Origin of the sequence: Halobellus rarus, assembly GCF_024494595.1 — an archaeon.
GTDB classification, from domain to species: Archaea; Halobacteriota; Halobacteria; order Halobacteriales; family Haloferacaceae; genus Haloquadratum; species Haloquadratum rarum.
In genome coordinates, this window is the sequence record NZ_JANHDI010000007.1 from 34,708 (window position 1) to 56,500 (window position 21,793).

Consider the following 21,793-nt stretch of genomic DNA (forward strand, 5'->3'; position numbering starts at 1 on the left):
GCCTGGGTAGCTTAGCGGTAAAGCGCGTCCTTGGTAAGGACGAGACCCCGGGTTCAAATCCCGGCCTAGGCTTCTGCCTTTCTGTGTAACACTTAAGCACAGTAGGCACTGTAGGTCCCGTTGCAGAGAGATGTCCGCCTGCGTTAGACATCTCTTGCCGCTCGAACCTCACTCCGCGGACTCGTCGAGTCTCGGGAGCGTCGAGGGGCTCTGATCCGTTCCGATCCCGCTCGTGACGATGAGCCGCATCCCCTGGCGGACGCTCATATCGACCTCGTGGATCTGCTCGTCCGGGAGTAGCACCAACCGTCCGGCGGTCGGGTTCGGGCTGTGCGGCAGAAACACGTTGTACAGTTGGCAGCCAGCGACGTCCTCGGCGACGGGAGGGCTCTCGCCGGTCACGAGACCGATCGAGTAGACGTCTTTCCGCGGATACTCGACGAGGACGACGCTTTCGTACGCCGTGTCCCGGTCGACGAGGGAGTTGGCGACCTGCCGCACGCCCACGTAGATGGTGCTGACGAGGGGAATCACGTTCACGACCTGGCCGAGATTGCCGAACATCTCCCGTCCGACGCGTTGCTGGGCGAGATAACCCAAGACTGTGATCGACCCCAGGATCAGCACGACGGCGAGAACCTGGGCGACGACCTCGATGTTCGCCGTGTACTGCGTGAGGCGCGTCTCCCGGACGACCGGGTTGACGAACTGGAGCGACCAGTTGACGAGAAGCCGGAGGACGTAGAGCGTGACGACCAGGGGTGTGAGTAAAATCAATCCAGCGAGGAAGCTACTCTTGACCGCCGCCGATACGTTCATACGCTGAGTACACTCACCGGAATAAAAGTCGTTAAGGTCGTGCGGCCGGCCGGCGAAACGGGAGTCCGGCGGGGTATCGGGACGAAGTTACGGCCGACCGTCTCATTCTTCGACGTGCGTCTTCTCGATCGCGGATTCGCCGCCGATCGCCGTGTTCAGGTGCCGGGTGATCCAGTCGAAAAGCACCACGAGCGGGAGGAGCGCCCGTCCGACCAGCGCGATCGGCTGGGCCACTCTGAGCGCCCACTCCTCGGCGTGACCCAGTCCGTAGGACTTCGGCACGATCTCGCCGAATATCAGCACGACGGTGCTGGCGACGACGGTCGAGGCCGTCACGGCGACGCCGGCCGGCAGGTGCTCGGTGAAAAGCAGCGTGGTGATGCTCGCGATCGCGACGTTGACGACGTTGTTTCCCACCAGAAGCGTCACCAGCAGTCTGTGCGGATCGCCTCGGAGATTCCGCAGCGTCGTGAACCGACTGTCGGCCGCTGATTCCGACGACGTGAACCACGCTTCGGGAAGGGTGAAGATTGCCGTCTCGCTGCTCGAAAAGAACGCGCTCACTCCGATCAGGACGACGATCGCACCGACAGCGAGACCGATAGAAACCAGTACCATACGGGCCCTCACTCGCGCCGGCGGCAAAGGTCTCACCCCTGACTTCATAGCGGTCACTACCAATCTCTCGGGAGCGGTCACTCCTGCGAGGGCCACGGGAGCGAGCGACTGTCAACGGGGCCGTTCGCAGTTCACACAGAGTGCGCCTTCGACGGCCTCCTTCGGAACGACCGCACCACAGCGGCGGCACCGGAACCGACTGTGCGTGTACTGCGTGTGAGATTCGATCAGAGAACGTCCAGTATCTCCCGGCATATATTCCTATACAATATACTAATACAAAAAATCTCTGGACGAATATAGTTATATATCTAGCACCGTTCACCGCACGGGCACAACTGACCACCGCACGCGAGATCGATCGACGGATCGTCGAGATGGAACAGGGACTGTCGAGGCGGTTCAGGCACTTTCGAGGCGGTTCAGGCACTTTCGAGGCGGTTCAGGCACTGTCGCAGCAATGCTGTGGCTCGGTGCGACCGCTCCCGTCTATGGTCGATACCGGCGACGACTGACGGCGTCGTCCCGCGCTCACAGGCAGCCTACTGGAAATCTTCGACGAACCGGGCGGGCAGTCGGTCGACGAACTGCGGGGGAAGCGCGTCGACGATCTTCTGCGTGACGAGTACCATCGGCTTGCGCACGAGGACGTACAGCGTCGAGACGGCGACGGCGGCGAGGACTGCCGCCTGGGCGGGACCGTCGAGGACGTACACGGCCGGCGCGGCGAACGCGATCGCGACCAGGAGGTCTTCCGGCGCGCCGTCGTAGCGGACCCACCGTCGGGGACGGATCCAGCGGCGGTGGTAGTGGCTGTACACAGCCCGCTCGGAGGTGCCGAGCCACGGCTTCAGCTCCAGCCCGCCGCCGAGCGCGTCCATCGCGGAGTGCAGCGCCGCCGCCGCGAGAAAGAGCGCCGCGGCGACGGTGATCGTCGTCGGGGTGGCGACGGCCACGAGGGCGGCTCCGGCGGCCGCGACGCTGAAGTACACCGGAAAGTGCAACGTCCGGCGGTGGCCGGCGTAGAGGTCGAAGTCCGGAAACAGCCCGCCGAGCGCGGCCGCCGCGACGGGTATCACGGACGTTTCGGCGGCGCTCCCCGGAAAGACGACGCCGACGAGCACTGCGAGCACGACGCCGGCCAGCGCGTGCGTAGTTGCCATCATCACCGGGTCGTACGCCGATGAACGGTATGACCGTTGCGTGTGTCTCGGTACCACTGCTGTCGGTGGGGTCGACCGTGCTCAGTCGCATCCCACGACGCGCCCCCGATCGGGACTCAAACGTCGCGACCGACACTGCGGATTTTTCCTCTTCGCCGGTCTACCGCCCGGTATGCGGCGACTGATCCGGTCGGTGAACACCCACTCGATCGCCAGCGCGATGCGGATGAGCATCGCCGTCGTCCTCGGCTACGGGCTCGCGACGTTGAACGTGAGCGTCGTCGTCAACGCGGTGCTCGCACTCGGAGTCACGTATCTGCCCGCCGTGCTGCGTCGCGACTGGGACCTCCGGCTCTCGCCGGAACTGACCCTCGTCGTGACGCTCGCGGTGCTCCTGCACACGATCGGGATGCTCGGCCTCTACGAGCACCTCTGGTGGTACGACCACCTGACGCACACGCTCTCGGCTGCGATCGTCGCCGCCGTGGGGTATGCGGCCACTCGCGCGCTCGATCGTTACTCGGAGGCTGTGTCGTTCCCGCCGCGGTTTCTCTCGGCCTTCATTCTCCTGTTCACGCTCGCGCTCGGCGTCCTCTGGGAGGTGCTCGAGTTCCTCGCGCGTATCGCGGCGTCGGCGGTCGGCGTCGAGGCCGTCCTCGTCCAGTACGGCCTCGGAGACACGATCTTGGACCTCGTCTTCGATACGGTCGGAGCGATTCTGGTCGCCCTGTTCGGCACGCGCCGGCTCTCCGGACTCGTCGACACGTTCCACGATCGGTTCCCGTAGCGCCGGCGGTCGCTTCCGATCGCTGGGACCGGTAACGATTAGGCCCTGTCCGGTCCAGTTACACGCACACTCAATGTGTCTGAACGAGCGTGCGTCCCGTTCTCCGGACGCCGGTGCGGGCGGCGAGACACGCCGTAACCCGTCGATCCCCTCCCACCGAGTGCGGAACTCGGCCGCGCCCGATCGAGAGCCGCCGTCCACCCTGGGGGTGGGTCGATGACCGAAGATCACCTCCAGGCGACGATCAGCCTCCGCGGCGTGCTGTTCGCGCCCTGTGGCCGCGTGCTCGTCGTCCGACGCGCCAGCGACGGCGGCTGGGAGCTTCCCGGAGGGCGGCTCGGCACACACGAGGACGCGCCCGCCGGCGTCCGCCGGGAGATCGCCGAGGAGACCGGGATCGACGCTCGGATCGGTCGACCGATCCACGCGGTGTCGTGGCGAAACGAGGGCGACCGCGGGCGGTTCGCGGTCTACTACTGGTGTGAGGCGACTGGTGATCTCGACGTTCGTAACGGTGACGACCCGGTCACGCTCAGCCACGAGCACACCGATTACGCGTGGCTCCCGCCCGAATCGGCGACCGACCGCCTGAGCGACGCCCAGGAGCGGGCCGTCGACGTCGCGACCGAGGTGTACGAGCCGTGAGCGGAGACGGAGTGCCGCCGGACGCCGACCACCCGGAGGAAGCGCCGGCGGGCGAGGATCACGCGGAGGAAGCGCCGGCGGACGCCGACCGTGCGGGTGACACGCCGGAAAGCGAGGACCGACCGAGCGGAACGCCGACGATTCGCGAACTCGACGACCGGACGATCCGACAGATCGCGGCCGGCGAAGTGGTCGAACGCCCCGCCTCGGCCGTCAAGGAACTCGTCGAGAACAGCCTCGACGCCGACGCCGACCGGATCTCGGTCGCCGTCGACGCCGGCGGCACGCAGGGTATCCGAGTCCGGGACGACGGCGTCGGAATGGACCGCGAGTCGGCCGAACGCGCTATCGAAGAGCACACCACCAGCAAGATCGACGGCATCGACGACCTCGAGGCGGGCGTCGGCACGCTGGGCTTCCGCGGCGAGGCGCTGCACACCATCGGTGCGGTCTCCCGACTCACGATCCGGACGAAGCCCCGGGCGCGTTCGGCCGGCGACAGCGGCGAGAACCGCGAAACACGCGGCGGCGCCTCCGGCACCGAAATCCGGGTCGAGGGCGGCGACGTGACCGCCGTCGGGGCCGCGGGCTGCCCCGAGGGAACGGTCGTCGAAGTCGAGGACCTCTTTTTCAACACGCCAGCGCGCAAGAAGTTCCTGAAGACGACCGCGACGGAGTTCGACCACGTCAACACGGTCGTCACGCACTACGCCCTCGCGAACCCCGACGTCGCCATCTCGCTGGAACACGACGGCCGCGAGGTGTTCGCCACCGAGGGCCGCGGGAGCCTCCAGTCGGCGGTGCTGTCGGTGTACGGCCGCGAGGTGGCCGAGTCGATGATCGAGGTCGAGTACGACCCCGCGGATGAGGCCGATCCGCCGACCGAGACCGGCTCGGCGGTCGGGGCCGAATCCGACTCGACGGACGGGACGGGGACGGTCGAGGGCGTTCGGGGTCTGGTCAGCCACCCCGAAACCACCCGAAGCACCCGCGAGTACCTCTCGACGTTCGTCAACGGTCGGTACGTCACGGACGGCGTCCTCAGGGAGGCCGTCCTCGACGCCTACGGCGGGCAGTTGGCGGGCGACCGATACCCGTTCGCCGTGCTGTTCGTCGACGTTCCTGCCGACACTGTGGACGTGAACGCCCACCCGCGAAAGATGGAGATAAGATATGACAACGAATCGGGCGTCCGGGCCGCCGTCACCGACGCTGTCCGGACCGCGTTGCTCGACGAGGGGCTGATCCGGTCGACCGCGCCCCGGGGCCGTTCCGCGCCCGAGGAGACCGAGGTCCGACCAGAATCGCCCGATTCAGAGGTCCGGGGCGGCGCGGGACACACACCCCAACCGGGTGCCGGTTCTGACGCCGCGGGCGAGGCCGACGCCGCGGGATCCTCCCCTGGCTCGGAATTCGAACGCGCCGAACCCGGAACCGCGGCCGAAGTCGACCCGACCGACGACGACGCCTGGACCGTCGACGGACTCGGCCGCGGTACCGGTCGGGGCGGTTCGGCACCGACCGACCCGACCGACCGATCCGGCTCCGACTCGGACGTGTCTCCGGGCCTTGACTCGACTCGGGGCGCGGAGACGGCATCGAACCCGAACGACACGGGACGAGCGTCGGCGTCGACCGCTGACGACGTCCCGGAGTCGACGCCGACCGAGCGGACGCGGGCCTCCGAGCGGCGACCGAACGTCGAGCGGCGATCGAGATCCGAGCAGCGACCGGATCACGGCCGACAGCCGACGCTCGAACGCGACTCCGACGCCGAAGGAGCGAGCCGGCGAGATCGACGATCGGACGCCGACGGAGCGAACCGGCGAACTCAGTCCGGATCGCCTTCGGGAGACCGACCGGGAGAGACGGGTGGAGGCGACCGGGAGTCGCGGCCCACGGGGATCGTCGGTCCGACCGTCCAGCGCGACCTCCGCGGCGAGGCGGCGACGCTGGAACCGCGATTCGACGCGCTGCCGTCGATGCGGATCCTCGGGCAGTTACACGACACCTACGTCGTCGCCGAGGCCGACTCGGGGATGATCCTCGTCGATCAGCACGCCGCGGACGAGCGGGTGAACTACGAGCGCCTCAAAGCCGAACTCGACGGCGACGTCGTCACGCAGGCGTTGGCAGAGCCGGTCGAACTCGAACTCACCGCCCGCGAGGCGGCGTTATTCGCCGAGTACCAGGCGGCGCTCTCGGACCTCGGGTTCCGCTCCGAGCGGGTCGACGACCGGACCGTCGCGGTCGAGACGGTGCCGGCGGTCTTCGCCGAAGCGCTCGATCCGGAACTGGTCCGTGACGTCCTCTCGGCGTTCGTCGCCGAGGGCGACGGCGGGGCCGAGACGGTCGAGGCGGTCGCCGACGACCTGCTCGCCGACCTCGCGTGTTACCCCTCCGTCACCGGGAACACGTCGCTCACCGAGGGTTCGGTCGTGGAACTCCTCGAAGCGCTCGACGGTTGCGAGAACCCCTACGCCTGCCCGCACGGCCGCCCCGTGCTCATCCACGTCGACGGCGACGAGATCGGCGATCGGTTCGAGCGGGACTATCCGGGACATTGACCGGGAGATTCGTCGACCACCCTATGGCCGCACTGTTGCGCGTCATCGCCACCCACGTTTATTGATCTGGTCTCATACCGACAGGTATGCCCAACGGTGGAATCCCGCTGTCTCCCCTTGAGCCCCAGGCAGTCACAGTGATCGGGATCGGAGCAGGAGGCTGTCGAATGCTCGAAGCCGTGAACGACGCCGTCGACCGAGCCGATCCGGGCCCGGCGTTTTCTTCCGTCGCGATCGACTCTCGTGCCCAGGACCTCGAACGGCTCGCGCCGGCGGGGGCCACTTCGATCCACTTAGAACCCCCGACGACCCTGCTTGCGAAGGATCGAGCGGAAGCTGGCTACCTCGACGAATCGGTCGAACTGCCGCCCGGCGGTGGAACGGCCCGTCAGCGGGCTCTCGGTCGGTACTACGTCGACAACGCCGAAAACGTCGATTCGGTCGTCAACGGGCTCGCTGAGGTTCTCGACGAGGCATCCGAACAGCTTGCGGACCCCTCGGACACGCACCACGTCTGGCTCCTCAGCTCGCTCGGTGGGGGCACCGGAAGCGGGTTAGTTCCCCTGATCGCCGGCCTCGTCGACACGCTCTCGCCACAGGCGGACGTTTTCGGGATCGGATCCGTACCGCGGCTGGATATGTTGGCAGACGACCCCAGTCCCCCAGCGGGCGAGCCGTCGCTCTACTACAACGCTTACGCAGCCCTGCGCGAACTCCGCGCTCTGCTCGGCCTCGACGACGCGGATCCGTATCCCCTCGAACTCGAACTCCGGTCGCAACCCCGATCTCTGGTGTCGGATTCGATCACGCTCGAAGAGAGCCCGATCGGGGCCTACGGGGTCTTCGGGATGGACCAGGCGGAGGTCGCAAACGGATCCTATCGCGAGGCGATGAACCGAACCGTGGCCAACGTGATCGTCGATTCGACCGTCGAGACCGACCTCGTCGCCGGTCGGCCGGCGGGTGGGTGGACGAACGACGCCACGCTGTTCTCGTTCGACGGGGCGGGTTTCAGCGCCCCCATCGAGGAAGTCCGCGAGTTCTACGAGACGGCAGTGGAACTCGAAGGTGTCGACGCGGAGAGCGAGCGGATCGAAACGCGACTGCCCTCGGTCGAGGATGCCCTGGACGTCCTTCAGTCGGCCGAATCCCGACCTCTGGAGACGCTACTCGACGAGGCGGACGACCTCCCGATATCCCGAGACGTGATAAAGCGCGTTCGGAACGAGGTGGCGTCGCTCGAACTCCCGTCGCCCACCGACTCGGGAGTCGACGCCGCCATCGAGTCCGTGAAAAAGGAGATCAGCGTGGACGAATCCGTCGACGACGTCCTCGCTGCCTATCTCGTCACGCAGCGAGTGGAACGACGAGTCGACGAGGAGTTGCGCTCGCATCCGTTCTCCGAGGAGATCGAGGCCCTGACCGACGAGGTTCGGGACCGCCTCGACGACCCGATTCCGGGCGAGAACGCCGATCCCGAGACGCGGTGGGAGCGGACGCTCGAACCGCTCCTCCGGCAGCGCCAACGGCTGCTCGAGCGCACCATCGACGATACGCTGGCCGTGCGGCTGTTCCATCGTCGCGAACAGCAGTCGAAACTGGAGCGGCTGCGAGCGCGATACGACAGGCTCCGGGAGCTCCGGGCCGAGTACGAACGCCTCCGAGAGACCAGTTCGCTGATCTCCGAGCGGCACGAGGCGGCACGCGAGGACCGTTGGATCGAGCAAGAGCGTCTCGAGCAAGAGGTCGAGGAACTCCGAGAGAAGCGAACCGAACTCACCGACAGGCGAGCGCAACTCGAACAGCGACTCGATGCGCTCGACGAATCTCTCGCCGATCCATCGTCCGAGCGGTATTCGACGCTTCCGGTTGAGGCCCTGGAAAACGCCGATCCCGACCAGGTGCTGTCGGCCGACTCTCTCCGCGATCTCGTCAGCGCCGACGTCGTCGCGGCCGTCGCGGTCGCGGACGCGCTGGAGGAGACGGTGGCCCGGCTCGACGAGACGGTCTGTGACCGCCTCCGACCCGTGGTGGACCCGGTTCGGTACCCGCAACTCGCGCTGTCCGTCTCCGACTCCGACCGGGACCTGATCGGGATGACTGACAACGCGATAACCGTTGACGGCGCTGAACTGCCCGATCCAACGGTCCTCGAACGGTTCGACGACGCCTATGACGTCCGACACGCCGATTCCTTCTCGGTCCACGCGGTCGCGACGTACGCCTCGATCGCACTCGAGAACACCAGCGAGTTCGGAACGATCCACGAGTGGTACACCGATCCCGACCGCGACGTGGGCGACCTCTTCGATCGGACGGGCGCGGAGGATCGAATCCCACGGTGTTTCGCGTATCCAGAACTTCTCGCGGCGGGCGCGTCCGACGAGTAGGCCGACGTTCGTGTGGCTCCGCTCGGCCGATGACGGAGTTGAACGCCCCGGCGGTCCACCCCTCTCGGCCTTCCGACGATAATCGCAATTATGTACTCCCTGTCTCAAGAGAGAGTATGAGCGACATCGTGACCTTCGGCGAGACGATGCTCCGGCTCTCGCCGCCCAGAGGCGAGCGACTCGAACGGACCTCCGAGCTCGGCGTCCGAACGGGAGGCGCAGAGAGCAACGTCGCCGTGGCGGCTGCCCGCCTCGGCCGCGATGCGACCTGGATCTCGAAGCTGCCGGATTCGGCGCTCGGACGCCGGATCGTCTCGGAACTGCGGAGCCACGGCGTGCGCACGGACGTCGCGTGGGACGGCTCCGACGACGCGCGACTGGGGACGTACTACCTCGAACACGGCGGGGAGCCGCGCGGGACCGAGGTAATCTACGACCGGGCCGGCGCCTCGGTGACGACCGCGACCCCGGCGGAACTCCCGGTGGGCACACTCGACGACGCGAGTGTCTGCTACACGAGCGGCATCACGCCGGCGCTCTCGCCGACGCTCGCGGAGACGACCGACGCCCTCCTCCGGGCGGCTCGGGAGACGGGGACGACCACGGCGTTCGACCTGAACTACCGGGGGAAGCTCTGGTCGCCGATGAAAGCGGGCGAGTGTTACGAGTCGCTGTTCCCACACATCGATCTGCTCTTCGCCGCCGAGCGCGACGCGGCGACCTGCCTCGGTCGCGAGGGCGATCCGATAGAGGTGGCCAACGGCCTGCTTCGGGACTTCGACTTCGAGACAGTCGTCCTCACCCGCGGGGACAGCGGCTCCGTCGCGGTCCACGACGGCGAGGTGTACGAACAGGACGTTTACGACGCGGAGACGTTCGATCCGATCGGGACGGGCGACGCCTTCGTCGGCGGCTTCCTCGCGAAGCGACTCGACGGCGGCGACGTCCCCGACGCGCTGGCGTACGGCGCGGCGACCGCGTCGCTGAAGCGAACCGTCGACGGCGATCTGGCCGTCGTCACGCCCGCGGAGGTCGACGCCGTCGTCGAACGGAGCGCGGGCGGTATCTCGCGGTGACCCCACGATGACGATGACCCCGACGACGACCGGGCGGTACCGCGTCCTCGGACGGCCGCGCGACTCCGAGGAACTCCTGCTCGTCTCGGTTGCCGGGGTTGACTCGACCGTGGACGAGGCTGCTGCTGACTCGGCGGCCGACGAGATCGACGCCGACTCGACATTCGACCCGGCGTACGTCGGGACGGCGGGCTACGAGGGCGAACTCGCAGACGCCGTCGCCTCGGTCTCGGCCGGGCAACTGATCGACGCGACGCTCGTATGGGACGACGGCGACCCTCGTTTCGAGTCCGTCGACGTCGTCGCCGAGAGCGCCTTCGAGTTCTACGACGGCGTCACCGGCATCTTCGAGGCGGCCAAGCAGACGTGGATGGTCGCCGAGGCGGACAACGCGGCGATGAACGGCCGCGTGACGAAGAACACCGACGGCGAACCCAACGGCGCGCTGTACGTGTTCGCGAAGCAGTCGGGCGCGCGGGACCTCTTCGAGGAGTTCCGAACCGGCGTGACGCCGATCGATCCGCTCGTCAGGCGCGCCGACGACGCCGAGTCGGTACCACCGGAGACCGATCAACCCCGCGCAGTGTTCGTGTTGCGACCGGCCGACGAACCGTTCGTCGTCGTCTACGTGGTGTTTCGTCGCGACGGCGTGTTGGCGGAGACGCTTCGATCGACGTACGGTGGGCCGGACTGATTCCGTCGGACGTACCTCTGTCGAGGTTCTCGGCACCTTGCCGGAATACGTCGCGAACGGACTTTCGACAGTATGAGTTCGCGGATTCGGATGAACCGATACCGAATCGGCGAACGCAGAAGCAGATCGACGTTCAGTCCTTCCAGAATGCTGTGTACGCACGGGTGACTCGTCGGATGAGGTGGCTGTCTGTCGTCCGTAGGCGTCTGAATCCGTCCCCAACCGAGGTAACGAGCGTTCCGAACGTTAGCGCAACCACGTACACGACGAACAGCGCGAGGATCTGCCCGACGTCGTACGCGTGCTTCAGTGTCCCCCCCTGGCCGACCATTAGGGGCGTAAATCCAACTGAAATATAAAAAAACCACGCATCCAATTATCGACTGTGGTTTTCGGGTCGCCGTGGCCGCCGTTCTATTTCGGGGCTGACACAAAATACGGAACTGTTACTGTCGTCGAAATCGATCGATCTGACGACGATGCTACCCTGGGGTCACCTCGCACTGGGTTATCTCGTCTACACGCTGGGGACAAGACTTTGGAACCGACGCGCACCTGGTGGTGCGCCGACCCTGGTACTCGCGTTCGGAACACAATTTCCCGATCTTTTCGACAAGCCACTTAATTGGTGGTTTAACATCTTCGACGGCAGGGCCATCGGACACTCGGTGATTACGACAGTCGTCATTTGTGTGCTGTTGTTCGTCGCAGCACGAAAATACGGGCATCGTGACCTTGTCGGGGCGTTCTCGATTGGAGTCTTTACTCATCTTCTCGGAGACTCGTGGAACGTACTGCTGTCGGGGAGCTACGGTCGCGCATCGTTTCTGTTGTGGCCCCTGCTCTCGCCGCCGACGTATCCCAAAGACAGCCTGCTCGATCACCTCCGAGAGTGGCTCGGTTTTTTCCAAACGGTGCCCGGTAGTTCTCCACGTCTCCTGGTGGAGACCCAGTTCGGTCTGCAACTCGTTCTCTTCGCACTCCTTATTGGCGTGTGGGCGTTCGACGGGTTCCCCGGACCCAGGACGCTATGGAACCTGATCACGAGTCAGCGGTCCGTGACAGACTGAGCAGCTGCTCGACCCGAAGAGACCACCGATTGGCACGAGGATGCTTGGCTTGACAAGAGGACAGTTGCCCGAACACGAGAGAAGGTCCGTCCACCTGCAGGCGACTCCGACGTAGCCTGGTCGTCACCGCAACCTCTTTTCCATCTGCTTGACCATATCTGGTATGGACCTGACGGATCAACGCGTCGTCGTCACGGGCGGAGCCGGCCTCATCGGCTCCCACCTCGCCGATCGACTCCACGACGAGAACGACGTCGTCGTCGCCGACGACCTCTCGAAAGGGACTCAAGACCGGGTTCCCGACGGTGTCGAGTTCGTCGAAGCGGACCTGACCGATCCAGCGGACGTCGACACCGTCGTCACTGAGGATGTCGACGTTGTCTTTCATCTCGCGGCGTACACGGACACGAACTACGACCGGCCTCGACAGCTGTTCGAGGAGAACTCCGAGATGACGTATAACCTCCTCGAACGGATGGACGACGTCGGCGTCGACAACTTCGTGTTCACCTCGTCGTCGACGGTCTACGGCGAGGCCCCGCGCCCGACGCCGGAGGATTACGCCCCGCTCGAACCGATCTCGATCTACGGCGCCTCGAAACTGACCGACGAGGCGCTCCTGTCGACGTACGCGCACTCTTATGAGATGAGCGCCTGGTGCTTCCGGTTCGCCAACATCGTCGGGCCGAAGCAGCGGGGAAACGTCATCCCGGACTTCATCGAGAAGCTCCTCGACGATCCCGAGACGCTTGAGATCCTCGGCGATGGACGCCAGGAGAAGTCCTACCTTCACGTCTCCGAGTGCGTCGACGCGATGTGTCACGTCGTCGAACACGCGGACAAGGCGCTGAACACATACAATCTGGGGACGCGGACGACCACCTCGGTCAACCGCATCGCCGACATCGTCGCCGACGAACTGGGGCTCGACCCCGAGTACACCTACACCGGCGGCGACCGCGGGTGGACCGGCGACGTGCCGAAGATGCGACTTTCCATCGAGAAGCTCTCCGCGCTCGGGTGGGAACCGACCCAGTCCAGCGACGAGGCGGTCCGCCGCGCGACGAGGGAACTCGTCGAGGAGCTTCGGGCGGGCCACGACGGGTAACCGTTCCGTCTATCTTCGTTTCGCGATCGAACTCATAAAGAACGCGTTGAAGACGGTCTGTGCGCCGATGACTATCGCGGTGAACGCGATAACGTCACCGACGACCATCGGCAGCTGCTGGAAGCCCGTGGCCGCCCACTGGGTCACTAGCCACCCGGCGTACACCGCGCCCGCGGTGAAGACGAGGACTCCGAGCGTCGCCATCCGTTCGAGGGTCATGTGTTCGACGACGGCCGTGGTGACGGGATCGTCCGGTCGTTGGATCGCGTCGCCGGTGATCGTCGAAAAGACCCCCATACTCGCGACCTGATAGGCGAGAAGCGTGAACAGCGATCCCATGATGGCCGAGTGGATGCCGAGGGTGATACCGCCGACGGAGACGCCGCTGTAGGTCGCGACCATCACGCCGATGCCGAGCAGTCCCAGCACGGCGCCCGGGACCGAAAACAGGTAGATCGGCGCGTTCAACAGCATAAAACGGACGTGTCGCCACCCGTCCTGGAAGCTCTCGAGGGTCGCCTCTCCTTCGCGTTCGTGGTACGTGATCGGGATCTCCTCGATCGTCAGATCCTGCGTTCCGGCGACCATAATCATCTCTGAGGCGAACTCCATTCCGGTGGTCTCCAGTTCGAGCTCGTCGAGTATATCCGCACGGAAGGCTCTGAATCCCGAGTGCGCGTCGCTGACGCCCGCCCCGTAGAAGACGTTCAGGAATTTCGTCAGAAGGGGGTTACCGACATATTGGTGGAGGGCGGGCATCGCCCCGTCTTCGATCTCCCCTTCGAGACGGCTCCCCATCACTATATCCGCCTCGCCGCTGACTACCGGATCCAACAGCTCGGGGAACTGCCGGAAGTCGTAGGTCGTGTCGGCGTCGCCCATAACGATGTAGTCGCCCCGGCAGTGCTGGAACGCGTATCGGTACGCGTACCCGTACCCCGGTTCGTCGGGTTCGACGACGATGGCCCCCGCCTCGCGGGCAATCTCGGGCGTTCGATCGGTCGAATCGTCGCTTATGATGACTTCCGTCAGGTAGCCTGACTCCCGCACGGCGTTCTTGACGTAGTCGATACACGTTCCGACGCCCTCTTCCTCGTTCATTGTCGGCATCACGATGCTGACGAGCGGATCAACGTCGCTGTCCGGTCCGACGAGGACGTCGCTTCCCTCGTCGGGTATCCGTACGCTCGGTGACTGCTGTTCTCCCGCTGATGTCGTAGATGCCATAATATTAGGTGGGGACTGTCGATCGGTCGGTCGGCCGTTCCTCGAAGTCGCCGCGGGTCCCTTCTCCGGATGTCGCGTTGACGGTACCAGAGGCCGAGACGTCGCACTCGACCGCCTCGCGGGTTTTTTGCACCCTCCGACACCGAGACATTACGCCTATACAACACGATTGGGATCACAAAAGTGTTTTTACGTTAATTTGTTCTTAAATTTGATATAGTCGACCAAACCCGCCTCCATTCAGTGAATTCGACATCGGTTAACCGCGGATAAACGTCCACTAAAACCGACTATTCGGGATTATATTAGTCACCTCTTTCCAAACGTTTAGAAGTAAATTAACATACTGTATATGATATTATATCCAAATATCTAAATACTACTTTGACTGCAGAGCTTCTATCCCAAACACGTACCAATTTTTTGAACTTATTTTGGGAGGGGGAAAGGCGGCGGACTCGCCGCTTTCTCGATGGCGCGACCTACCGGGGGTCGATCGGCAGTTCGCGTTGTCGTTTGTCCATCTCCGAATTATCGGAGCGCGGTGTCGCGGGCGTACGCTACTGCAGAGAATTCCACTACTATTCGGTACTTTATTATCTAAAACAAACATATAATAAATTCTATCATAAATAACTTTATAGTACCTATGTTGTTCTAAGAACGTTTTAAAACACTGTTTAAACTATTCAAGCGACAAAGTTCAAACAAGATTGATATTATAAGATCTGACTAGTAACTCTATATGAAATTCATTTTTTAAATGCAGTTAAAAACACAGTCCTATTTTTCAATTTGTATCACGATGTCGAACGAGTCGTCGTGCACTTGATTGTCGATGGAAAGATTCCGGGCGGTCATAATCGACGACGGTATTACAAAACTAGCGTTGTAATGAGTACCGTTACGCCTCACGGCGAGGAACGGTTACAAACGCTCTATACCAGCTGACTCCCTGCTCGATGATTCGAACCGATGTTCCCGAGAACGAATTAGGCTTCGCGACCGTCGGTTCCCGCCGTTCTCGCCTCGCCGGTGTGCGACTTCTGTCTCGGCCCTCCGTGATCCGAATTCGTGTCCGTCAGTAATCGGTAGTACGCGTCGATCGAGCGGTCCGTTGTGAAATTCTCTTCGAATGCCTCGCGGGCGTTTTGTCCCTGCTGCTCAACCAAGTCTGGGTCGTCGTGCCAGGCCCTGATCGCGTCGGCCACCGCGTCGACGTCGCCCTGCGCCGCTTGGATCCCTGCGTCGGCCTGCCGAACGATGCGCGCCTCGTCGTCGTACGGCTGTGCGATACAGAGGATGGGCTCGCCCGCTGCCATCGACGTGTACAGTTTGCTCGAGACGCAGACGCCCTCGAAGCCCTCGCGGACCGTGACGAGTGAGACGTCGCCCGACGTCAGACTGTACGGGAGGTCGTCCCAGTCCTGATATGAGAGAAATCGCACAGCACCGCCCTTCACTCCCAGTCGAGCGGCCAGCTCGACGACGTTTTCTTTGTTGTCCCCCTCGCCGATGACGAGCAGTCGAACGTTCAGATCGTCGAGTCGCGCTACGGCTCTCACGACAGTTTCGAGGTCGTGGAAGTGGGCGATGTTCCCCGAGTAGAGGATCGTGAACGGTTCGACGAGGTCGTGTTCTCGACTGAACCAGTTGTCCTCCTTCTCGATCGGTTCGATGAACTCCTCGTCGGCCCAGTTGTGGATTATCTCTATCTTCTCGGGATCGAACTCCGGTCCCGCGTTGCGCGTGATCCGCTCTTTCATCACGGGGCCGAGAGCGACGACGTGCTCGGCGTCGCAGAACGTGTACCGCTGAAGCGCCGACCAGACGCGTTCTACGAGGCCTCCCCGTTTGATGTATCCAAGCTCAACCGGTTGATCCGGATAGAGGTCGTATACGATGTACGTGTACTCCCAGCCTCGGATCTTCGAGACGGCCCACATCGCTATCGGCAGCATCGGGGGATTCGATACGAAGACGAATTCCCGCTCGTTCTCCGAAGAACTCACGAGGAGTGCGAAGAACATCCAGACGGTGAAGGTTCCCCAATTGAACAGCCGCCGCGGCAGCGATGACTGTCGCAATTGCGGCGCGCGTATCCGTTTGACGAGCACGTTCCGATACGTCGAGATACGTGGCTGTCGTTCGTTTGCACCGCTGTGGTAGTTCGGCTGACCCGTGTAGACGGTCACGTCCAGCCCGCGCTCCTGCAACCCGACGGCGAGGTCGGTCAACAACTGACCGGTCGACGCCGTGTCGGGATGAAAGTACTCCGTCACGAGGACGTATTCTTTCTCGGAGTCGGTCACGGGTGTAAGTCACCGCTCGTGCAGCAGCGTTTCGAGGTTCTCCTCGACGTACGTTCGGTCGCGGTTGTTCACGTACCAGTCGAGCGTGTTGTCGATGCCTTCCTGAAGCGTGTATTCGGGCTCCCAGCCGAGGAGATCCTCGGCGCGCGATGTATCGGCCGCCCGGTGGCGAACGCCGACGGGTTTGTCGGTCAGGTGGTCGATCGAATCGGGTCGCCAGCCGAGTCGCTCGAAGATGGACTCGGCGACCTCGTTGATCGTGATATAGTCGCTGATACCCGCGTTAACCGGGGTCGCGTCGGCGATGTTCTCCGCGGCGAGTCGCAGTGCGCGCGTGATGTCCTTCACGTAGGTGAAGTTTCGCGTCTGCTCGCCATCGCCCCAGATCTGGAACGGATCCTGACGCGCGTACGCCTTGGCCATCAGCGCGACGATGGCGTGTGTCTCGTTCTCGCGGGGGCCGTACGCCGTGAAGATGCGGACGGAGCTGGCGTCGATGCCGTACTGTTCGTGGTACGCCTTCAATGACCGCTCGCCCATCAGCTTCGCCCAGCCGTACACCTCGTCCGCGTACGCACCGCCGCGTTCGTCGAAGCTGACCATGTCCTCGCGGAGCCGTCGTCGCTCCTGCTGGATGTCGGTCGGATACGTACAGGCGCTGGAGGCGAACGTGATCCGGTCGACGCCGTTCTTCGCGGCCGCCTCGAACACGATGTTGTCGAGCGCCATATTCGTCGCGCAGTTGGCCGGATAGTTCGAGATGTAGCCGCGCCCCCCGTGGTCGGCCGCGAGATGGAACACCGTGTCGACGTTCTCGGTCGCCCGGTCGGCGACCTCCCACCGTTTGAGGTTGCCTTCGATCAGTCCGATCTCGTCTCGAACCGCCGCGAGGTTCTCTGTTATGCCGCTCGATAGGTCGTCGACGACACGGACGTCCGCACCCGCCGCGACAAGGTCCTCTGTCAGGTGACTGCCGATGAACGACGCGCCGCCAGTGACGAGGACGCGTTCGCCGACCCACTCACTCATCGGGACCACCGCCGTCGGCGAGCGTCGATCGCTTGGTCGCGCCGAGTTCCGTTTCGGCCCACTCGTAGACCTGACGGAGGCCGTCGTCGAGCGACACCGCGGGTTCCCACTCGAGCGTCCGCTCCATCCTCGTGGTGTCCGCGGCGTACCGATCGGTTCCCGTGGGCTTCGAGAGGTCGTGTTCGATCGAGAGGTCCTTTCCGCTGATCTCGATGATCTTTTCGGCGAGCGTGTTTATGCTGACGACCTCTTCGGAGTTCCCGAGGTTGAGCGGTTCGCCGCCGGTGTCGGTCTCCATCATCCGAATCATCCCGTCGACGAGGTCCGTGACGTAAATGAAGCCGCGCTCCTGGCTGCCGTCACCGAACAGTTCGATCGAACCGCCGTTCGGCTCCTCGATCACTTTGCGACAGAGCGAGGGGATGACGTGACTACTCGCCGGATCCAGGCTCTCGCGGGGACCGTACGCGTTGAAGATACGCGCGCTTTCGGTCCTCAGGTCCGTGTCTCGCCGGTAGGCGTCACACGCCACTTCGCCGAGGACCTTCGCCCAGCCGTACGTGCTGTGCGGATCAGCGGGAATCGCCTGATCCTCGCTGAACAGGTTGAGCCCGTCGTGTTGCTGCCGATAAATACACGCGCTCGAGGCGAACAGGAACCGGTCGACGTCGTTGATCCTGGCGGCTTCGAGCATATGCTGGTTCATCAGGACGCTCGGCGTCAATCCGTCTACGTTCTCCCGCTGGATGTAGTGAATGCCGCCGACGCTGGCCGCGAGGTGGAAGACGTGGTCGACGCCCTCCGTCGCAGCGGTACTGCCCCTGTGCGTCGTGAGATCGACGCGACGGACCTCGATGTCGTCGAGCAGGTGCTTCAACTTCTCCGGACTTCCCCGCGAGAAGTTATCCGCCACGACGACCTCTGCTCCCTCGTCGACCAGTCTCTCGGTCAGGAAAGAGCCGATGAAGCCACCGCCCCCGGTCACGAGGACGGTACTCTCGTTCCAACTATCTGTCATAGCTAGTGTAGTCATCCCTGTCTGTATAACAATTCTCCCTGTATTCAATTATCTGTGAATAGTTAGTCGTAGAAAAATTCCGATATTGGTATTTTAACCCGGCTCGAAGTCGACTCTCGTCTTCGAGACGCACGAGAAGCGCAGATGCCTGGAAACGGGGAACTTTGCCGTCGAGCGGCATCGTCACGCTCGTGTCCCGTCGGGGTGTGGGCTCGCTTTCGCCCTGTGGAACGGAAACGATGGATCGAAGACGTGGGCATCGACCGAGACGGAGCGGTCGACTGGGACGTGGCGGTCGAGTGACGGCTGTACGACGGGGGGAGTAGCGAGATACCGCCTCCCGGCTGCGGCCTCGACGAGGACGGAGCGGTACCCGAACCGGCTGACACGCCGGCCGTTCCGGTTTTGGAGCTCCGGTGTCGGGGAGATGGGTCGCTTCAGCGAATCCAACGCTCCGCCGGTTCTCGTTTCGTTGGTTCGGTTCGTCGGGTGATTCAGAGTGGGCTGACACGTTCTCCTTATGCGCACGGTGTGGCAAAGTTAATATGTGGATATTCGATCGCGACTCCGTCGGCGAGGCAGTCCTCACGATACCGCGTCGAATCCGGCAGGTCGTCCCAAGAGTTTGTGAACGTATAACGGGAATTATTGCGTAGGGTTCGTTCAGCGGCCCGTACGGTTGGGGGCCAAAATTATGATGTATATTTAACACGCAGGGCCCCGATTCCCATTTTATGGGTTCGAAAGTGTACATCACCGGGATAGCGGGATTTCTCGGGAGCCACCTCGCAGACGCGTTTATTGAAGCGGGACACGAGGTGGCTGGAAACGATAACCTCTGCGGAGGATACGAGTCGAACGTTCCGGACGGGGCGGAGTTCCACCGCGTCGACTGCACGGACCTGGACGAACTGAAATCGGCGATGGGAGACGCCGACATCGTCTATCACACCGCGGCGCGAGCACACGAGGGACTGAGCGTGTTCTCGCCGGCGCAGATCAACGAGAGCATCTACCAGGCGACGACATGCACTCTCTCGGCCGCGGCGGACAACGGCGTCGACCGGTTCGTCTACTGTTCGAGTATGTCGCGGTACGGCGAACAGGAGACCCCGTTCACCGAAGCTATGGAACCGAAGCCGCAGGATCCGTACGCGATCAGCAAAGTCGCGAGCGAGGAGCTAGTGGCACTGATGTCCGACGTCCACGGTTTTGACTACGTCATCGCAGTCCCGCACAACATCATCGGACCTCGCCAGCGGTTCGACGACCCCTTCCGGAACGTGGCGTCGATCTTCATCAATCGGATGCTCCAGGGGAAACAACCCGTCATCTACGGCGACGGCGAACAGAAGCGGTGTTTCTCCTTCGTGCAGGACTGCGTCCGACCGCTGAAGAAGCTCGCCCATCAGGACGTGGTCGTAGGTGAGACGATCAACATCGGCCCCGACGACAACTTCATCACGATCAACACGCTCGCGGAGGTGATCGCCGACATCCTCAAGTTCGACCTCGACCCCATCTATATGAAGGACCGACCGCAGGAGGTCAAACTGGCGAACTGTTCGGCCGACAAGTCCCGTCGGCTGCTCGGGTACGAGACGCAGTACACGCTCCGCGACGGTCTCGAAGAGATGGTCGACTACATCCAACGCGAGGGCCCCCGGGAGTTCGACTACGACCACCTCGAACTCGAGATCGTCAACGACAAGACGCCGGAGACGTGGACGGAACAGCTGATCTGAACGCGGATCCACGAGCGGTGTGCGCCTACCGGTAGCCAAGGTCTTCGAGCCGGGCTTCGACATCGGCTGTCAGTTCGCCCTCGTCGCTCGCTTCGCCCGCTTCGCTGACGCGTCGGAGCCGGTTCTCCGCCGCCTGTTTGACCATCGTCGCCTCGTCGTCGTCCGTGCCGTCGACACGCCGACCCGACTGGAGGTCGAACAGTCTCCTTTCGTTCTCGATCTCGTCGATCTCGTACAGCCATCGCTCGGAGCGGACGCCGACGATCGGATCGCCGTCGACCTCGTGTTCGGCGGTTACGTACCGCCTGTCTGCGTCCGGAACGCGGCCCTCGTACGCCGTGGGAACGTCCTCGTCGACAGTGGCGTGGAACAGGGGTGGAAGATCGAGGAGACTCACGAGGCCCTCCGTCGGCAGGTCGATCGACGGCGGTGTGTTCACGACGACGAGCGGAACGCGCAGCAGTTCGTCGTACATCCGCTCGGGCTTCCCGTACCGGCCGTACTCGCCGAACAGTTCGCCGTGATCGGACGTCAACACGACGAGCGTCTCCTCGAACACGCCGTTTCGACGGAGTGCATCGAGGAGTCGTCCCACCTGTCGGTCGACGTAACTGATCGCCGCCCGGTAGAGTGCGAGCATCTCGTCGATGTCCGAGTCCGTGAGGGAGTCGGGGTCGCGGATGAGCGAGGAGTACATCTCCGACACCGTCGCGGTGTCGACGTGTTCGACGCCGAACGCTTCGCGGTCCTTCCGGGGCGGATGACACGGGTGGTGAACGTCCATGTAGTGAGTCCACCCGAAGAACGGCTCCCGTGTTTCCTCCAGCCACGCGACCGTGTCGTCGGTGATCACCTCCGCGCTGACGTAGGGGCGGGCCTTGCCGCTGACGCGCTGGTAGGCCGACTTGAGCAGCCCCGTGAGGTTGACGACGTCGTCGAGTCGCCGGAGCTTCGGGTTGTTTATTTCGATGCCGCGGGGGAAGATCTGCGTTGCGACGCCCATCAGCGGGTTCTGGTAGTCCTCGAACGAGTCGAACCCCTCGTCGTAGTGAAAGTACGACGATAGATATGGGTTGCTGTGGAAGCCGCCGGTTTCGAACCCCCGGTCGCGTAGCTCCGAGGCGATCCGCGGACGCGAGGGAGCCAGCGGACCGAGACCGCCGTGAGAGAGCGGAAGCGTCCCGGTCAGGATCCCCGGAAACGACGTCGTCGTCCCGGGGCCCGTGGCGAATGCGTGACTACAGCTTCTCCCCTCCGATTCGAGGTCTGCGATGGACGGAAGCGACGGTTGCATCTCCTGGTACGTGTCGTAGCGCAACGAATCGATCGTTATCAGCAGGACGTTCTCGACCATCTCAGGGGATAGGCCAGGGTTCGGTGAGCCGGGACGGTTCGGGTCCTACGGTGTCGACGGGGAAGCCGTCGGCGACCGCTCGTCGGGACGGTGAACGCGTTCTCATAAATCTATCACACCAGACCGTACGCCGGATAATATTTTTTTCGTCGGTAACTGAAAGTAGTATCT

Annotated in this window: 18 protein-coding genes and 1 tRNA gene; 10 read left to right on the top strand and 9 right to left on the bottom strand. The window is 63.5% G+C overall.

Annotated features, from left to right (window positions below; all coding sequences use genetic code 11):
* Positions 1 to 72 (top strand) — tRNA-Thr (locus tag NO876_RS08450).
* A 96-nt stretch (positions 73 to 168) separates the two neighbouring features.
* Here NO876_RS08450 and NO876_RS08455 read toward each other — a convergent pair.
* From NO876_RS08455 to NO876_RS08465, 3 genes are all read right to left on the bottom strand, one after another.
* The gene (locus tag NO876_RS08455; protein ID WP_256421253.1) at positions 169 to 819 is read right to left on the bottom strand and encodes a DUF502 domain-containing protein; all 651 of its coding nucleotides are present in this window, start codon (positions 817 to 819) and stop codon (positions 169 to 171) included.
* A gap of 102 nt (positions 820 to 921) precedes the next feature.
* Positions 922 to 1,437: a DUF21 domain-containing protein gene (locus NO876_RS08460; protein ID WP_256421254.1), complete on the bottom strand. Its 516-nt coding sequence runs from the start codon at positions 1,435 to 1,437 to the stop codon at positions 922 to 924.
* Between the two features lie 542 nt (positions 1,438 to 1,979).
* Positions 1,980 to 2,603 carry a metal-dependent hydrolase gene (locus NO876_RS08465; protein WP_256421255.1) on the bottom strand — a complete coding sequence of 208 codons (624 nt, stop codon included), beginning with the start codon at positions 2,601 to 2,603 and terminating at the stop codon, positions 1,980 to 1,982.
* A 217-nt stretch (positions 2,604 to 2,820) separates the two neighbouring features.
* Between NO876_RS08465 and NO876_RS08470 the strand changes: the two genes are divergently transcribed.
* The 6 genes from NO876_RS08470 (at position 2,821) to NO876_RS08495 (ending at position 10,759) form a co-directional block, all read left to right on the top strand.
* Positions 2,821 to 3,387 carry a DUF2238 domain-containing protein gene (locus NO876_RS08470; RefSeq protein ID WP_390276791.1) on the top strand — a complete coding sequence of 189 codons (567 nt, stop codon included), beginning with the start codon at positions 2,821 to 2,823 and terminating at the stop codon, positions 3,385 to 3,387.
* A 216-nt stretch (positions 3,388 to 3,603) separates the two neighbouring features.
* Positions 3,604 to 4,032 (top strand): NUDIX hydrolase, encoded by a 429-nt coding sequence (locus tag NO876_RS08475; RefSeq protein WP_256421257.1) that lies wholly within the window; start codon positions 3,604 to 3,606, stop codon positions 4,030 to 4,032.
* Positions 4,033 to 4,172: 140 nt separating this feature from the next.
* Entirely contained in the window at positions 4,173 to 6,599 is a 2,427-nt protein-coding gene (gene mutL / locus NO876_RS08480) for a DNA mismatch repair endonuclease MutL (protein WP_256421496.1), read from the top strand.
* Between the two features lie 86 nt (positions 6,600 to 6,685).
* Positions 6,686 to 8,989: a tubulin-like doman-containing protein gene (locus NO876_RS08485; RefSeq protein ID WP_256421258.1), complete on the top strand. Its 2,304-nt coding sequence runs from the start codon at positions 6,686 to 6,688 to the stop codon at positions 8,987 to 8,989.
* 116 nt (positions 8,990 to 9,105) lie between these two features.
* Complete coding sequence (kdgK1, locus tag NO876_RS08490; protein WP_256421259.1) at positions 9,106 to 10,065, top strand: bifunctional 2-dehydro-3-deoxygluconokinase/2-dehydro-3-deoxygalactonokinase; 960 nt, start codon at positions 9,106 to 9,108, stop codon at positions 10,063 to 10,065.
* 13 nt (positions 10,066 to 10,078) lie between these two features.
* A complete protein-coding gene (locus NO876_RS08495; RefSeq protein WP_256421497.1) occupies positions 10,079 to 10,759 on the top strand; it encodes a DUF6663 family protein in 681 nt (226 codons plus the stop codon).
* Between the two features lie 133 nt (positions 10,760 to 10,892).
* Here NO876_RS08495 and NO876_RS08500 read toward each other — a convergent pair whose 3' ends face one another.
* On the bottom strand, positions 10,893 to 11,090 hold the full coding sequence (locus NO876_RS08500; RefSeq protein WP_256421260.1) for a hypothetical protein: 198 nt from the start codon (positions 11,088 to 11,090) through the stop codon (positions 10,893 to 10,895).
* Positions 11,091 to 11,238: 148 nt separating this feature from the next.
* Between NO876_RS08500 and NO876_RS08505 the strand changes: the two genes are divergently transcribed.
* Together NO876_RS08505 and NO876_RS08510 are read left to right on the top strand one after the other, a co-directional pair.
* Entirely contained in the window at positions 11,239 to 11,829 is a 591-nt protein-coding gene (locus tag NO876_RS08505) for a metal-dependent hydrolase (RefSeq protein WP_256421261.1), read from the top strand.
* Positions 11,830 to 11,992: 163 nt separating this feature from the next.
* Positions 11,993 to 12,937 (top strand): NAD-dependent epimerase/dehydratase family protein, encoded by a 945-nt coding sequence (locus tag NO876_RS08510; protein ID WP_256421262.1) that lies wholly within the window; start codon positions 11,993 to 11,995, stop codon positions 12,935 to 12,937.
* A 9-nt stretch (positions 12,938 to 12,946) separates the two neighbouring features.
* On the opposite strand, the gene NO876_RS08515 is transcribed toward NO876_RS08510, so the two are convergent.
* The 4 genes from NO876_RS08515 to NO876_RS08530 all read right to left on the bottom strand — a co-directional run bounded on the left by NO876_RS08515 (position 12,947) and on the right by NO876_RS08530 (position 18,523).
* Positions 12,947 to 14,164 (bottom strand): glycosyltransferase family 2 protein, encoded by a 1,218-nt coding sequence (locus tag NO876_RS08515; protein ID WP_256421263.1) that lies wholly within the window; start codon positions 14,162 to 14,164, stop codon positions 12,947 to 12,949.
* Between the two features lie 992 nt (positions 14,165 to 15,156).
* On the bottom strand, positions 15,157 to 16,476 hold the full coding sequence (locus NO876_RS08520) for a glycosyltransferase family 4 protein (RefSeq protein WP_256421264.1): 1,320 nt from the start codon (positions 16,474 to 16,476) through the stop codon (positions 15,157 to 15,159).
* Positions 16,477 to 16,485: 9 nt separating this feature from the next.
* Positions 16,486 to 17,505, bottom strand: a complete 1,020-nt coding sequence (locus NO876_RS08525; protein ID WP_256421265.1) for an NAD-dependent epimerase/dehydratase family protein — start codon at positions 17,503 to 17,505, stop codon at positions 16,486 to 16,488.
* A complete protein-coding gene (locus NO876_RS08530) occupies positions 17,498 to 18,523 on the bottom strand; it encodes an NAD-dependent epimerase/dehydratase family protein (RefSeq protein ID WP_256421266.1) in 1,026 nt (341 codons plus the stop codon). The genes NO876_RS08525 and NO876_RS08530 overlap by 8 nt, the downstream gene beginning before the upstream one ends.
* A 734-nt stretch (positions 18,524 to 19,257) precedes the next feature.
* On the opposite strand from NO876_RS08530, the gene NO876_RS08535 reads away from it, so the two are divergent.
* A complete protein-coding gene (locus NO876_RS08535) occupies positions 19,258 to 20,268 on the top strand; it encodes an NAD-dependent epimerase/dehydratase family protein (protein WP_256421267.1) in 1,011 nt (336 codons plus the stop codon).
* A gap of 25 nt (positions 20,269 to 20,293) precedes the next feature.
* On the opposite strand, the gene NO876_RS08540 is transcribed toward NO876_RS08535, so the two are convergent.
* Positions 20,294 to 21,622, bottom strand: a complete 1,329-nt coding sequence (locus tag NO876_RS08540; protein ID WP_256421268.1) for a sulfatase — start codon at positions 21,620 to 21,622, stop codon at positions 20,294 to 20,296.
* Positions 21,623 to 21,793: the final 171 nt, after the last annotated feature.